At 58.0% G+C, this 15,620-nt stretch carries 12 protein-coding genes, 1 tRNA gene and 1 pseudogene; all 14 read left to right on the forward strand.

The window, feature by feature from the left end; translation table 11 throughout:
• Window positions 1–93, forward strand: a pseudogene (locus tag EGJ22_RS23935) (elongation factor Tu); the annotation flags it as partial.
• A 54-nt stretch (window positions 94–147) separates the two neighbouring features.
• Window positions 148–223 (forward strand) — tRNA-Trp (locus EGJ22_RS23940).
• A gap of 44 nt (window positions 224–267) precedes the next feature.
• The gene (secE, locus tag EGJ22_RS23945) at window positions 268–636 is read left to right on the forward strand and encodes a preprotein translocase subunit SecE (protein WP_009681243.1); all 369 of its coding nucleotides are present in this window, start codon (window positions 268–270) and stop codon (window positions 634–636) included.
• Between the two features lie 9 nt (window positions 637–645).
• Window positions 646–1,179: a transcription termination/antitermination protein NusG gene (gene nusG / locus EGJ22_RS23950; protein WP_003255501.1), complete on the forward strand. Its 534-nt coding sequence runs from the start codon at window positions 646–648 to the stop codon at window positions 1,177–1,179.
• Between the two features lie 119 nt (window positions 1,180–1,298).
• Window positions 1,299–1,730, forward strand: coding sequence for a 50S ribosomal protein L11 (rplK, locus tag EGJ22_RS23955; protein WP_003255500.1), 432 nt, complete (start codon window positions 1,299–1,301; stop codon window positions 1,728–1,730).
• Complete coding sequence (gene rplA / locus EGJ22_RS23960; RefSeq protein ID WP_009681244.1) at window positions 1,730–2,425, forward strand: 50S ribosomal protein L1; 696 nt, start codon at window positions 1,730–1,732, stop codon at window positions 2,423–2,425. The genes rplK and rplA overlap by 1 nt, the downstream gene beginning before the upstream one ends.
• A gap of 197 nt (window positions 2,426–2,622) precedes the next feature.
• A complete protein-coding gene (gene rplJ, locus EGJ22_RS23965) occupies window positions 2,623–3,123 on the forward strand; it encodes a 50S ribosomal protein L10 (protein ID WP_009681245.1) in 501 nt (166 codons plus the stop codon).
• Between the two features lie 77 nt (window positions 3,124–3,200).
• Entirely contained in the window at window positions 3,201–3,566 is a 366-nt protein-coding gene (rplL, locus tag EGJ22_RS23970) for a 50S ribosomal protein L7/L12 (RefSeq protein ID WP_003255496.1), read from the forward strand.
• A gap of 220 nt (window positions 3,567–3,786) precedes the next feature.
• Complete coding sequence (gene rpoB / locus EGJ22_RS23975; protein WP_009681246.1) at window positions 3,787–7,860, forward strand: DNA-directed RNA polymerase subunit beta; 4,074 nt, start codon at window positions 3,787–3,789, stop codon at window positions 7,858–7,860.
• Between the two features lie 64 nt (window positions 7,861–7,924).
• The gene (gene rpoC, locus EGJ22_RS23980; RefSeq protein ID WP_009681247.1) at window positions 7,925–12,124 is read left to right on the forward strand and encodes a DNA-directed RNA polymerase subunit beta'; all 4,200 of its coding nucleotides are present in this window, start codon (window positions 7,925–7,927) and stop codon (window positions 12,122–12,124) included.
• Window positions 12,125–12,335: 211 nt separating this feature from the next.
• Window positions 12,336–12,707, forward strand: a complete 372-nt coding sequence (rpsL, locus tag EGJ22_RS23985) for a 30S ribosomal protein S12 (protein ID WP_003255492.1) — start codon at window positions 12,336–12,338, stop codon at window positions 12,705–12,707.
• 106 nt (window positions 12,708–12,813) lie between these two features.
• Window positions 12,814–13,284: a 30S ribosomal protein S7 gene (gene rpsG / locus EGJ22_RS23990; RefSeq protein WP_003246741.1), complete on the forward strand. Its 471-nt coding sequence runs from the start codon at window positions 12,814–12,816 to the stop codon at window positions 13,282–13,284.
• Between the two features lie 30 nt (window positions 13,285–13,314).
• A complete protein-coding gene (fusA, locus tag EGJ22_RS23995; protein ID WP_029886999.1) occupies window positions 13,315–15,462 on the forward strand; it encodes an elongation factor G in 2,148 nt (715 codons plus the stop codon).
• Window positions 15,463–15,489: 27 nt separating this feature from the next.
• A partial coding sequence (locus EGJ22_RS24000) for a GTP-binding protein (protein ID WP_256671882.1) occupies window positions 15,490–15,620 on the forward strand: 131 nt, incomplete at its 3' end.

Below are 15,620 nucleotides of genomic sequence, written 5' to 3' on the forward strand. Positions count from 1 at the left end.
AAGACCATCGCAATGGAAGACGGTCTGCGCTTCGCTATCCGTGAAGGCGGTCGTACCGTCGGCGCCGGCGTCGTAGCAAAAATTATTGAATAAGTAGTTGATTTACTTGATCAGGCCGGTATAATGGCCGGCCTGATACAGCGTTACAGGTCAGTAGCTCAATTGGCAGAGCGACGGTCTCCAAAACCGTAGGTTGGGGGTTCGATTCCCTCCTGACCTGCCATTTCACCTCGGTGTGATGGCTTTCTTCTTACAGGATCCTCCTCGATGACCCCCAAAACTGAAGCCCAAGAATCGCGTTTTGATCTGTTCAAGTGGCTGGCTGTAGTGGCTTTGGTGGTTGTTGGCGTAGTGGGTAACCAGTATTACTCCGCCTCCCCAATCCTGTATCGCGTTCTCGCACTTCTCGTCCTGGCTGCTGTCGCGGGCTTTGTAGCTCTGCAGACTGCGAAGGGCAAGTCGTTCTTTACGTTGGCGAAGGAAGCTCGTGCCGAGATTCGTAAAGTCGTGTGGCCGACCCGCCAGGAAACCACCCAGACCACGCTGATTGTCGTGGCTGTTGTGCTGGTTATGGCACTGCTGCTGTGGGGGCTCGACTCCCTGCTCGGCTGGGCGGTCTCCCTGATCGTTGGCTAAAGGTGTCCCGTGGCTAAGCGTTGGTATGTTGTGCATGCTTACTCGGGTTACGAGAAGCATGTAATGCGCTCCCTGATTGAGCGCGTCAAGCTGGCTGGCATGGAAGACGGTTTCGGCGAGATCTTGGTTCCGACCGAAGAAGTCGTCGAAATGCGTAACGGCCAGAAGCGCAAAAGTGAGCGCAAATTCTTCCCTGGCTATGTACTGGTCCAGATGGAGATGAACGAAGGGACTTGGCACTTGGTCAAGGACACCCCTCGTGTGATGGGCTTTATTGGTGGTACTGCAGACAAGCCTGCGCCGATCACTGATAAAGAAGCCGAGGCTATCCTGCGTCGCGTTGCCGATGGTAGCGACAAGCCGAAGCCGAAGACGCTGTTCGAACCAGGTGAAGTGGTTCGTGTTATTGACGGTCCGTTCGCTGATTTCAATGGCAGTGTCGAAGAGGTTAACTACGAAAAGAGCCGCCTGCAGGTTGCAGTGCTCATTTTCGGTCGCTCTACTCCGGTGGAGCTCGAGTTCAGCCAGGTCGAAAAGGTCTAGGCGGACAAAGCATCCCATACCCCGCAGCCCTGTGTGCTGCGGGGTTTTGTCGTCACTGGGATAAAACGCAAGTCATCCGGGGAGCCAGCAGGCGTTCGTACCCGATTTTGGAGTAGCTCATGGCTAAGAAGATTCAGGCTTACATCAAGCTGCAAGTTAAGGCCGGCCAGGCCAACCCAAGCCCACCCGTTGGTCCAGCACTGGGTCAACATGGTGTGAACATTATGGAATTCTGCAAGGCCTTCAACGCCCGTACCCAGGGTCAAGAAGCCGGCCTGCCGACTCCAGTGATCATCACTGTCTACAGCGACCGTAGCTTCACCTTCGAGACCAAGAGCACCCCTGCCTCGGTTCTGCTGAAGAAAGCTGCTGGCCTGACCAGTGGTTCGGCTCGCCCGAACACCGTTAAAGTCGGTACCGTTACCCGTGCTCAGCTGGAAGACATCGCGAAAGCCAAACAGGCTGACCTGACTGCCGCTGACCTGGACGCTGCTGTACGCACCATCGCTGGCTCTGCCCGCAGCATGGGCCTGAACGTGGAGGGTGTGTAATGGCTAAGCTGACCAAACGCCAAAAGGCAATCGCCGAGAAAATCGAAGCAGGCAAGGCCTACAACTTCGAAGAAGCGGCAACTCTGCTGGCCTCGCTGCCTGCTGCCAAGTTCGTCGAGTCCTACGACATCGCCGTAAACCTCGGTGTTGACCCGCGTAAATCCGACCAGGTCGTACGTAGCGCTACTGTGCTGCCGCACGGCACTGGCAAGACCGTTCGCGTTGCCGTTTTCACCCAGGGCCCAGCTGCTGAAGCTGCTCTGGCTGCAGGCGCTGACCGCGTAGGTATGGACGATCTGGCTGCCGAAATGAAAGGCGGCGACCTGAACTATGACGTCGTCATCGCATCGCCTGATGCCATGCGCGTTGTAGGTCAGCTGGGTCAGGTTCTGGGTCCTCGCGGCCTGATGCCTAACCCGAAAGTTGGTACCGTGACTCCAGACGTAGCCACTGCCGTGAAAAACGCCAAGGCTGGTCAGGTTCGCTACCGTACCGACAAGAACGGTATCATCCACACCTCCGTTGGCAAGGTCGGCTTTGAAGCTGGCAAGCTGAAGGAAAACGTTGAAGCCCTGATCGCTGACCTGAAGCGTATCAAGCCAGCTTCTTCGAAAGGTATCTACGTTAAGCGCGTTACCCTGAGCACCACCATGGGCCCAGGTCTGGTCATCGATCAGAGTTCGCTGAACGTGTAAGAACATGGTGGTGCGACATGTCGCGCCACCAGCAAAAATTGGGGTCCCTGCCTGGCGGGGGCTATCCAAGACCGTAGGCGGCGCAAGCCTTAAAAACCCAGCCCACGCAGATGGTGCTCCCGATTCGTTACCGAATCAGACACCAAAACGACATCAGGCTTCGGCCAGATGAAACGGTAAAAACCAGGAGTAAACCCGTGGCAATTAAACTCGAAGACAAGAAGGCCATCGTCGCTGAAGTCAACGAGGCTGCCAAAGTCGCTCTGTCCGCTGTCGTGGCTGATGCCCGTGGTGTGACTGTAGGCGCAATGACCGGACTCCGTAAAGAGGCCCGCGAAGCTGGCGTTTATGTACGTGTCGTACGTAACACCCTGCTCAAGCGCGCTGTTGAAGGCACCGAATTTTCGATCCTCAACGACGCGTTCAAAGGCCCGACCCTGATTGCTTTCTCCAACGAACACCCGGGCGCTGCTGCTCGTCTGTTCAAAGAGTTCGCCAAGGGTCAGGACAAGTTCGAGATCAAGGCAGCTGCGTTTGACGGCAATTTCATTGCAGCGAACCAGATCGACGTGTTGGCTACCCTGCCGACCCGCGACGAAGCTATTGCGAAACTGATGAGCGTTATTCAAGGCGCCACCAGCAAGCTGGCTCGTACTCTGGCAGCCATTCGCGACCAGAAAGAAGCTACCGCCGCCTAAGGCGTGCGAATTCTTTCAAAATCATACGTTTAATTTGATGGCTGCGTAGGCTGTCACCCCAATACAGGATTTAAGTCATGTCCCTGACTAACGAACAAATCATCGAAGCAATCGGCCAGAAAACCGTTCTGGAAGTTGTTGAGCTGATCAAAGCAATGGAAGAAACCTTCGGCGTTACCGCTGCTGTTGCCGCTGCTGGCCCAGCTGCTGCTGCTGCCGTTGTTGAAGAGCAGACCGAGTTCAACGTTGTTCTGGTTGAAGCCGGCGACAAGAAAGTGAACGTGATCAAAGCCGTTCGCGAGCTGACCGGTCTGGGCCTGAAAGAAGCCAAAGAGAAAGTCGATGGCGCTCCTCAGGTTGTAGCTGAAGGCGTTTCGAAAGAAGCCGCTGAAGACGCTAAGAAGAAGCTGGAAGAAGCAGGCGCTAAAGTCGAGCTGAAGTAATTTCGACCTTGCGATGCCAGCCTGAGCGTTGAGCAAAAGGCTGATGGCTGGTGGCTTATGCCACCGGCCTTTTTCCGTTATTGGTGGCCGGTCATGCCGGCCCCGATAACAAGCTGCAAGACACCCATGTGGGTGGCGCAAACCAAGGGGTTTGCACGATTTTCTGGCTGCTCCCGCCGGGAGAAGCCAAACAAGCAGGTGACCAAGCTGGGGAACGCTGATGGCTTACTCATACACTGAGAAAAAACGTATCCGCAAGGACTTTAGCAAGTTGCCGGACGTCATGGATGTGCCTTACCTCCTGGCCATCCAGCTGGATTCGTATCGCGAATTCCTGCAAGCGGGAGCATCCAAGGATAACTTCCGCGACGTCGGCCTGCACGCGGCCTTCAAATCGGTATTCCCGATCATCAGCTACTCCGGCAATGCTGCCCTGGAGTACGTAGGCTATCGCCTGGGCGAACCCGCCTTCGATGTGAAGGAATGTGTCCTGCGTGGTGTGACCTTCGCGGTACCACTGCGGGTCAAGGTGCGCCTGATCATCTTCGACAAGGAATCGTCGAACAAAGCGATCAAGGACATCAAAGAGCAAGAAGTCTACATGGGTGAAATCCCCCTGATGACTGAAAACGGTACCTTCGTAATCAACGGTACCGAGCGTGTGATCGTTTCCCAGCTGCACCGTTCGCCTGGTGTGTTCTTCGACCACGACCGTGGCAAGACCCACAGCTCCGGCAAGCTGCTGTACTCCGCTCGCATCATCCCTTACCGCGGCTCCTGGCTGGACTTCGAGTTCGACCCGAAGGACTGCGTGTTCGTGCGTATCGACCGTCGCCGCAAACTGCCGGCCTCGGTGCTGCTGCGTGCCCTGGGCTACAGCACTGAAGAAGTGCTGAACACCTTCTACACCACCAACGTATTCCACATTTCCGGCGAAAAACTTAGCCTGGAACTGGTGCCACAGCGTCTGCGTGGTGAAGTTGCTGTCATGGACATCCATGACGAAACCGGCAAAGTCATCGTCGAGCAAGGCCGCCGTATTACCGCGCGCCACATCAACCAGATCGAAAAGGCCGGCGTCAAGCAGCTGGACGTTCCTATGGAATACGTCCTGGGCCGCACCACCGCCAAGGCTATCGTGCATCCGGCTACCGGTGAGATCCTCGCCGAGTGCAACACCGAGATGACCACCGAGCTGCTGATCAAGGTCGCCAAGGCGCAGGTTGTCCGTATCGAGACCCTGTACACCAACGACATCGACTGCGGTCCGTTCATCTCCGACACGCTGAAGATCGACACCACCAGCAACCAGCTGGAAGCCCTGGTCGAAATCTACCGCATGATGCGTCCAGGCGAGCCGCCGACCAAGGACGCCGCCGAGACCCTGTTCAACAACCTGTTCTTCAGCGCCGAGCGTTACGATCTGTCCGCCGTTGGCCGCATGAAGTTCAACCGTCGTATCGGTCGTACCGAGATCGAGGGTTCGGGCGTGCTGAGCAAGGAAGATATCGTCGAGGTCCTTAAGACCCTGGTCGATATCCGTAACGGCAAAGGCATTGTCGACGACATCGACCACCTGGGTAACCGTCGCGTTCGTTGCGTCGGCGAGATGGCCGAGAACCAGTTCCGCGTTGGCCTGGTGCGTGTAGAGCGCGCGGTCAAGGAACGTCTGTCGATGGCGGAAAGCGAAGGCCTGATGCCGCAAGACCTGATCAACGCCAAGCCGGTTGCGGCGGCGGTGAAAGAGTTCTTCGGTTCCAGCCAGCTGTCCCAGTTCATGGACCAGAACAACCCGCTCTCCGAGATCACCCACAAGCGCCGCGTCTCTGCACTCGGCCCTGGCGGTCTGACCCGTGAGCGTGCTGGCTTTGAAGTCCGTGACGTGCACCCGACCCACTACGGCCGTGTGTGCCCGATCGAGACCCCTGAAGGTCCGAACATCGGTCTGATCAACTCCCTGGCAGCCTATGCCCGCACCAACCAGTACGGCTTCCTGGAAAGCCCGTACCGCGTGGTGAAAGAAGGTGTGGTCAGCGACGACATCGTGTTCCTGTCGGCCATTGAAGAAGCCGATCACGTTATCGCCCAGGCTTCGGCCGCTATGAACGACAAGAAGCAGCTGATCGATGAGCTGGTAGCGGTCCGTCACCTGAACGAATTCACCGTCAAGGCGCCGGAAGACGTCACCCTGATGGACGTGTCGCCGAAGCAGGTTGTTTCCGTCGCTGCCTCGCTGATCCCGTTCCTCGAGCACGACGACGCCAACCGTGCACTGATGGGTTCGAACATGCAGCGTCAGGCTGTACCGACCCTGCGTGCCGACAAGCCGCTGGTGGGTACCGGCATGGAGCGCAACGTTGCCCGTGACTCCGGTGTCTGCGTGGTTGCTCGCCGCGGTGGCGTGATCGACTCGGTCGACGCCAGCCGTATCGTCGTTCGCGTCAATGACGATGAAGTCGAGACCGGTGAAGCCGGTGTGGACATCTACAACCTGACCAAGTACACCCGTTCCAACCAGAACACCTGCATCAACCAGCGTCCGCTGGTCAGCAAGGGTGACAAGGTTCAGCGCAGCGACATCATGGCCGACGGCCCGTCCACCGACATGGGTGAGCTGGCACTGGGTCAGAACATGCGTATCGCCTTCATGGCGTGGAACGGCTTCAACTTCGAAGACTCCATCTGCCTGTCCGAACGTGTGGTGCAGGAAGACCGCTTCACCACGATCCACATTCAGGAACTGACCTGTGTGGCGCGTGATACCAAGCTTGGCCCAGAGGAAATCACTGCGGACATCCCGAACGTGGGTGAAGCCGCACTGAACAAGCTGGACGAAGCCGGTATCGTCTACGTGGGTGCGGAAGTCGGCGCGGGTGACATCCTGGTCGGTAAAGTTACGCCAAAAGGCGAAACCCAGCTGACTCCGGAAGAAAAACTGCTGCGCGCCATCTTCGGCGAAAAAGCCAGCGACGTTAAGGACACTTCCCTGCGCGTGCCAACCGGCACCAAGGGCACTGTCATCGACGTACAGGTCTTCACCCGTGATGGCGTGGAGCGCGACAGCCGCGCCCTGGCCATCGAGAAGATGCAGCTGGACGAGATCCGCAAGGACCTCAACGAAGAGTTCCGCATCGTCGAAGGCGCAACCTTCGAGCGTCTGCGTTCTGCCCTGAACGGCCAGGTGGTCGACGGTGGCGCGGGCCTGAAGAAAGGCACCGTGATCTCCGACGAAGTACTGGACGGTCTGGAGCACGGCCAGTGGTTCAAGCTGCGCATGGCTGAAGATGCACTGAACGAGCAGCTGGAAAAGGCTCAGCAGTACATCGTTGACCGTCGCCGTCTGCTGGACGACAAGTTCGAAGACAAGAAGCGCAAGCTGCAGCAGGGCGATGACCTGGCACCAGGCGTACTGAAGATCGTCAAGGTTTACCTGGCAATCCGCCGTCGCATCCAGCCGGGTGACAAGATGGCCGGCCGTCACGGTAACAAAGGTGTTGTCTCGGTTATCATGCCGGTTGAAGACATGCCGCACGACGCCAACGGTACTCCGGTCGACGTCGTACTGAACCCGCTGGGCGTACCTTCGCGTATGAACGTTGGTCAGATCCTCGAAACCCACCTGGGCCTTGCGGCCAAAGGCCTGGGCGAGAAGATCGACCGCATGCTCGAAGAGCAGCGCAAAGCCGCTGAGCTGCGTGTATTCCTGACCGAGGTCTACAACGAGATCGGTGGTCGTCAGGAAAACCTCGACGAGTTCTCCGACGCCGAGATCCTGGCCCTGGCGCACAACCTGAAGAAAGGTGTGCCTATGGCTACTCCGGTCTTCGATGGTGCCAAGGAGCGCGAGATCAAGGCCATGCTGAAACTGGCAGACCTGCCAGAAAGCGGCCAGATGGTGCTGTTCGATGGCCGTACCGGCAACAAGTTCGAGCGTCCGGTGACCGTTGGTTACATGTACATGCTCAAGCTGAACCACTTGGTGGACGACAAGATGCACGCGCGTTCCACTGGTTCCTACAGCCTGGTTACCCAGCAGCCGCTGGGTGGTAAGGCGCAGTTCGGTGGTCAGCGTTTCGGGGAGATGGAAGTGTGGGCGCTGGAAGCATACGGCGCGGCATACACCCTGCAAGAAATGCTCACAGTGAAGTCGGACGACGTGAACGGCCGTACCAAGATGTACAAGAACATCGTGGATGGCGATCACCGTATGGAGCCGGGCATGCCCGAGTCCTTCAACGTGTTGATCAAAGAGATCCGTTCCCTCGGTATCGATATCGATCTGGAAACCGAATAACACGTGACGCGAAGGGGAGTGGGGCAGGTAATGCCCGCTCCCTGCTCCGCCAGGAGGAAAGGCCTTGAAAGACCTACTGAATTTGCTGAAAAACCAGGGTCAAGTCGAAGAGTTCGACGCCATCCGCATCGGTCTGGCGTCGCCTGAAATGATCCGTTCGTGGTCGTTCGGTGAAGTTAAGAAGCCGGAAACCATCAACTACCGTACGTTCAAGCCTGAGCGTGACGGCCTGTTCTGCGCCAAGATCTTTGGCCCAGTCAAGGACTACGAGTGCCTGTGCGGCAAGTACAAGCGCCTCAAGCACCGTGGCGTAATCTGCGAGAAGTGCGGCGTTGAAGTTGCCCTGGCCAAAGTGCGTCGTGAGCGCATGGCGCACATCGAGCTGGCCTCGCCGGTCGCCCACATCTGGTTCCTGAAGTCGCTGCCGTCCCGTATCGGCCTGCTGATGGACATGACCCTGCGTGACATCGAGCGCGTGCTCTACTTCGAGAGCTACGTCGTTATCGACCCGGGCATGACCACCCTGGAAAAGGGCCAGCTGCTGAACGACGAGCAGTACTTCGAAGCGCTGGAAGAGTTCGGTGACGACTTCGACGCCCGCATGGGTGCCGAGGCTGTCCGCGAACTGCTGCACGCTATCGACCTGGAGCACGAGATCGGCCGCCTGCGCGAAGAAATTCCGCAGACCAACTCGGAAACCAAGATCAAGAAGCTGTCTAAGCGCCTGAAGCTGATGGAAGCTTTCCAGGGCTCGGGCAACCTGCCTGAGTGGATGGTGCTGACCGTTCTGCCAGTACTGCCGCCGGACCTGCGTCCGCTGGTGCCGCTGGATGGTGGCCGCTTCGCGACCTCCGACCTGAACGACCTGTATCGTCGGGTGATCAACCGTAACAACCGTCTGAAGCGCCTGCTGGATCTGTCGGCGCCGGACATCATCGTGCGCAACGAAAAGCGCATGCTGCAGGAGGCGGTCGACGCCCTGCTGGACAACGGCCGTCGCGGTCGCGCCATCACTGGCTCGAACAAGCGTCCGCTGAAGTCCCTGGCCGACATGATCAAAGGTAAGCAAGGTCGCTTCCGTCAGAACTTGCTCGGTAAGCGTGTGGACTACTCCGGCCGTTCGGTAATTACCGTAGGCCCGACCCTGCGTCTGCACCAGTGCGGTCTGCCGAAGAAGATGGCCCTCGAGCTGTTCAAGCCGTTCATTTTCGGCAAGCTGGAAATGCGTGGTCTGGCGACCACCATCAAGGCTGCCAAGAAGATGGTCGAGCGCGAGCTGCCAGAGGTATGGGACGTTCTCGCCGAGGTGATCCGCGAACACCCCGTACTGCTCAACCGTGCGCCAACCCTGCACCGTCTGGGTATCCAGGCCTTTGAACCGGTTCTGATCGAAGGTAAAGCCATCCAGCTGCACCCGCTGGTCTGCGCCGCGTACAACGCCGACTTCGACGGTGACCAGATGGCCGTTCACGTGCCGCTGACGCTGGAAGCCCAGCTCGAAGCGCGCGCGCTGATGATGTCGACCAACAACATTCTGTCGCCAGCCAACGGTGAGCCAATCATCGTTCCGTCGCAGGACGTTGTACTGGGTCTGTACTACATGACCCGTGAGGCCATCAATGCCAAGGGCGAAGGTCGCGTATTCGCCGACCTGCAGGAAGTCGACCGCGTATTCCGCGCCGGCGAAGCTGCCCTGCACGCGAAAATCAAGGTTCGTATCAACGAAACCGTGAAAGAGCGTGATGGTTCGGTGGTCAAGAACACCCGTATCGTCGACACCACCGTCGGCCGTGCGCTGCTGTTCCAGGTTGTACCGGCAGGCCTGCCGTACGATGTGGTCAACCAGCCAATGAAGAAAAAGGCGATCTCCAAGCTGATCAACCAGTGCTACCGCGTGGTTGGTCTGAAAGAGACCGTCATCTTCGCTGACCAGTTGATGTACACCGGTTTCGCCTACTCGACCATTTCCGGTGTTTCCATCGGTGTTAACGACTTCGTTATCCCGGACGAGAAAGCCCGCATCATCGGTAACGCTACCGATGAAGTGAAGGAAATCGAGAGCCAGTACGCCTCCGGCCTGGTAACCCAGGGCGAGAAGTACAACAAGGTCATCGACTTGTGGTCCAAGGCGAACGACGAAGTGTCCAAGGCGATGATGGCCAACCTCTCGAAAGAGAAGGTCATCGACCGCGAGGGCAAGGAAGTCGAGCAAGAGTCCTTCAACTCGATGTACATGATGGCTGACTCGGGTGCGCGGGGTTCCGCAGCACAGATCCGTCAGCTGGCTGGTATGCGTGGCCTGATGGCCAAGCCGGACGGCTCGATCATCGAAACGCCGATCACCGCGAACTTCCGTGAAGGTCTGAGCGTACTCCAGTACTTCATCTCGACCCACGGTGCTCGTAAGGGTCTGGCGGATACCGCCTTGAAGACTGCGAACTCGGGTTACCTGACGCGTCGTCTGGTGGACGTTGCCCAGGATCTGGTGGTTACCGAGATCGACTGCGGCACCGACCAAGGCCTGCTGATGACGCCGCACATCGAAGGCGGCGACGTTGTAGAGCCGCTGGGTGAGCGTGTACTGGGTCGTGTCATCGCCCGCGACGTGTTCAAGCCAGGCACCGAGGACGTGATCGTTCCGGCCGGTACCCTGGTCGACGAGCAGTGGGTCGAGTTCATCGAGCTGAACAGCATCGACGAAGTGATCGTGCGTTCGCCGATCAGCTGCGAAACCCGCTACGGCATCTGCGCCAAGTGCTACGGTCGTGACCTGGCTCGCGGTCACCAGGTGAACATCGGTGAAGCTGTCGGCGTTATCGCTGCACAGTCGATCGGTGAGCCGGGTACCCAGCTGACCATGCGTACGTTCCACATCGGTGGTGCTGCAAGCCGTACTTCGGCTGCCGACAGCGTCCAGGTGAAGAACGGCGGTATGGTGCGTCTGCACAACCTGAAGCAGGTCGAGCGTGCCGACGGCAACCTGGTTGCCGTATCGCGTTCCGGTGAGTTGGCCATTGCCGACGAATTCGGCCGTGAGCGTGAGCGCTACAAGCTGCCTTACGGTGCAGTGATTTCGGTCAAGGAAGGTGAAAAGGTCGAAGCTGGCGCCATCGTCGCCAAGTGGGACCCGCACACCCACCCGATCGTTACCGAGCTGAAAGGTACCGTGACCTTCGTGGGCATGGAAGAAAACATCACCATCAAGCGTCAGACCGATGAACTGACCGGCTTGACCAACATTGAAGTACTGGACGTGAAGGATCGCCCTGCCGCAGGCAAGGAAATCCGTCCGGCAATCAAGATGGTCGATGCCGCTGGCAAGGATCTGTACCTGCCAGGTACCGACGTACCTGCCCAGTACTTCCTGCCGGCAAATGCCCTCGTGGGTGTGGCTGACGGTGCCCAGATCGGTGTTGGTGACGTTATTGCGCGTATCCCGCAAGAAACGTCGAAGACCCGTGACATCACCGGTGGTCTGCCGCGCGTTGCCGACCTGTTCGAAGCGCGTCGTCCGAAAGAAGCCTCGATTCTGGCTGAAGTCAGCGGCACCATCGCATTCGGTAAAGAGACCAAGGGCAAGCGTCGCCTGGTGATCACTCCGACCGACGGCAGCGATCCGTACGAAGAGCTGATTCCGAAGTGGCGCCACCTGAACGTGTTCGAAGGTGAGCAGGTAAACCGCGGTGAAGTTATCTCCGACGGCCCGAGCGATCCACACGACATCCTGCGTCTGCTGGGTGTCAGCGCGCTGGCGAAGTACATCGTCAACGAGATCCAGGACGTTTACCGTCTGCAAGGCGTGAAGATCAACGACAAGCACATCGAGACCATCCTGCGTCAGATGCTGCGCAAGGTCGAGATCTCCGAGTCGGGCGATTCCAGCTTCATCAAGGGCGACCAGATGGAACTGACCCAGGTGCTGGTAGAGAACGAGCGTCTCGCCAGCGAGGACAAGTTCATCTCCAAGTTCACCCGTGTGCTGCTGGGTATCACCAAGGCCTCGCTGTCGACCGAGTCGTTCATCTCCGCGGCTTCCTTCCAGGAAACCACCCGCGTACTGACCGAAGCGGCGGTAACCGGCAAGCGCGACTACCTGCGCGGCCTGAAGGAGAACGTGGTTGTGGGTCGTTTGATCCCGGCCGGTACTGGTCTGGCTTACCACAGCGAGCGCAAGCGTCGCCGTGATGCCGACAAACCGTTGCGTGTCAGCGCCAGTGAGGTGGAAGCCGCACTGACCGAAGCGCTGAATTCCAGCGGTAACTAAGTCCAGGGCGGGGCCCCGGCTAGCCTCGAACGGGCATCGGTGACATGAAATGTTGCCGATGATCGGGCGAGGAGGGCCGGGGCCTTGTCTTGACTGGGTGCAAGATCCTCTTTAGACTTTTGTACCCTTAAATTTGGTGAGGCTCCGTCTCGCCAATTTTTGGCTTTCTTGCAAGACAATAGAGTCGCAAGACAATCAGTGGAGCTAGTAGATGGCAACTATCAACCAGCTGGTACGTCAGCCGCGTAAGCGTTCGGTCGAGAAGTCCGACGTTCCTGCGCTGCAGAACTGCCCGCAACGTCGTGGCGTGTGCACCCGTGTGTACACCACCACGCCGAAAAAACCTAACTCGGCACTGCGTAAAGTATGCCGTGTGCGTCTGACCAACGGTTTCGAGGTTTCCTCGTACATCGGTGGTGAAGGCCACAACCTGCAAGAGCACAGCGTCGTCCTGATCCGTGGCGGCCGTGTAAAAGACTTGCCAGGTGTTCGTTACCACACCGTTCGCGGCTCTCTGGATACTTCGGGCGTCAAAGGCCGTAACCAGGGTCGTTCGAAATACGGTACCAAGCGTCCGAAGTAATCGGCCGTTTGCAGACATCCATTTTTTTGAGTCGATAAGAGTAAGGTCGGGCAGGGGTCGAAGACCCGCGTCCCGGGCTAACCTGAAGACCGTTTGAGGGCTTATCATGCCAAGACGTCGTGTAGCAGCAAAACGTGAGATCCTTGACGATCCGAAGTACGGATCCCAGATCCTCGCCAAGTTCATGAACCACGTGATGGAAAGCGGCAAGAAGGCCGTAGCCGAGCGCATCGTTTACGGTGCCCTGGATACCGTCAAAGCACGCAAGAACAGCGACCCCCTGGAAATCTTCGAGAAAGCTCTCGACGCCATCGCTCCGCTGGTCGAAGTCAAGTCCCGCCGTGTAGGCGGTGCTACTTACCAGGTTCCGGTTGAAGTTCGTCCATCCCGTCGTAACGCTCTGGCAATGCGCTGGCTCGTAGACTACGCCCGCAAGCGCGGCGAGAAGTCGATGGCTCTGCGTCTGGCCGGCGAACTGCTGGATGCTGCCGAAGGCAAGGGTGCTGCAGTCAAGAAGCGTGAAGACGTGCACCGTATGGCTGAAGCCAACAAAGCGTTCTCGCACTACCGCTTCTAATTCAAGCATCAATCATTTTGCGAGGGCTTTATGGCTCGTACTACAGCAATTAACCGCTACCGTAACATCGGTATCTGTGCCCACGTTGACGCGGGCAAGACTACCACTACCGAGCGGATCCTGTTCTACACAGGTCTGAGCCACAAGATGGGCGAGGTGCATGACGGCGCCGCGACCACCGACTGGATGGTGCAGGAGCAGGAGCGCGGTATCACCATTACCTCCGCTGCCGTTACCACCTTCTGGAAAGGTTCCCGTGGTCAGTACGACAACTACCGCGTAAACGTCATCGATACCCCCGGCCACGTTGACTTCACCATTGAAGTAGAGCGTTCGCTGCGCGTACTCGACGGCGCGGTCGTTGTGTTCTGCGGTACCTCCGGCGTTGAGCCGCAGTCCGAAACCGTATGGCGTCAGGCCAACAAGTACGGCGTTCCACGTGTTGTCTACGTGAACAAGATGGACCGTGCCGGTGCCAACTTCCTGCGCGTTGTAGGTCAGATCAAGAACCGTCTGGGTCACACCCCGGTTCCGGTTCAGCTGGCCATCGGTGCAGAAGATGACTTCCAGGGTCAGGTTGACCTGATCAAGATGAAAGCCATCTACTGGAACGACGACGACAAAGGCACCACCTACCGCGAGGAAGAAATTCCTGCCGAGCTGGTGGACCTGGCCAACGAATGGCGCAGCAACATGGTCGAGGCTGCTGCCGAGGCCAACGAAGAGCTGATGAACAAGTACCTTGAAGAAGGTGACCTGTCCGTCGAAGACATCAAGGCTGGTCTGCGCGCCCGTACCCTGGCGAGCGAGATCGTTCCTGCTGTCTGCGGTTCTTCGTTCAAGAACAAGGGCGTTCCCCTGGTTCTCGATGCCGTCATTGACTACCTGCCTGCGCCAACCGAGATCCCTGCGATCAAGGGTATCCACCCTGATCTGATCGACGTGCCGAAGGATGAAGTCAAGCCTGAACAGTACGACGAGCGTCCTGCTGACGACGACGAGCCGTTCTCGGCTCTGGCGTTCAAGATCGCTACCGACCCGTTCGTGGGCACCCTGACCTTCGTCCGCGTTTACTCGGGCTTCCTGACCTCTGGTGACTCCGTCATCAACTCGGTCAAGGGCAAGAAAGAGCGCGTTGGCCGTATGGTGCAGATGCACGCCAACCAGCGTGAAGAGATCAAAGAAGTACGTGCAGGTGACATCGCTGCTCTGATCGGGATGAAGGACGTCACCACCGGTGATACCCTGTGCAACCTCGACAAGCCGATCATCCTTGAGCGTATGGACTTCCCTGAGCCGGTAATTTCGCTCTCCGTAGAGCCGAAAACCAAGGCTGACCAGGAGAAGATGGGTATCGCACTGGGCAAGCTGGCCCAGGAAGACCCGTCGTTCCGCGTCAAGACCGACGAAGAAACCGGCCAGACCATCATCTCCGGTATGGGTGAGCTGCACCTGGACATCCTCGTTGACCGCATGAAGCGCGAATTCAACGTCGAGTGCAACGTCGGCAAGCCGCAGGTTTCGTACCGCGAGAAGATCACCAAGTCCAACGTTGAGATCGAAGGCAAGTTCGTTCGTCAGTCGGGTGGTCGTGGTCAGTTCGGTCACTGCTGGATCCGTTTCTCGGAGCCAGACGTCGACGAGAAGGGCAACATCACCGAAGGTCTGGTCTTCACCAACGAAGTCGTTGGTGGTGTGATTCCGAAGGAATTCATCGCCCCGATCCAGAAGGGTATCGAAGAGCAGATGAAAAACGGCGTTGTTGCCGGCTATCCGCTGCTCGGCCTGAAGGCTACAGTGTTCGACGGTTCGTACCACGACGTCGACTCCAACGAAATGGCGTTCAAGATCGCCGCTTCGATGGCGACCAAGCAACTGGCCCAGAAGGGCGGTGGCGTGGTGCTTGAGCCGATCATGAAGGTCGAAGTTGTAACCCCGGAAGATTACCTGGGTGACGTGATGGGTGACCTGAGCCGTCGTCGTGGGATGATCCAGGGTAATGAAGACTCGGTGTCCGGCAAGGTAATCACTGCTGAGGTACCACTCGGAGAAATGTTCGGTTACGCAACCGACGTTCGTTCCATGTCTCAGGGTCGCGCAAGCTACTCCATGGAATTCTCCAAATACGCCGAAGCTCCGTCGAACATCGTCGAAGCACTCGTTAAAAAACAAGGCTAATCCCCTTTAGGCAAGAGGTTCACTGTCGTGGCTAAAGAAAAATTTGATCGTTCCCTTCCCCACGTTAACGTCGGCACCATTGGCCACGTTGACCACGGTAAGACCACTCTGACCGCAGCTCTGACTCGCGTCTGCTCCGAAGTTTTCGGTTCGGCAGT

This window comes from Pseudomonas sp. p99-361 (genome assembly GCF_003935475.1).
GTDB lineage: Bacteria > Pseudomonadota > Gammaproteobacteria > Pseudomonadales > Pseudomonadaceae > Aquipseudomonas > Aquipseudomonas juntendi.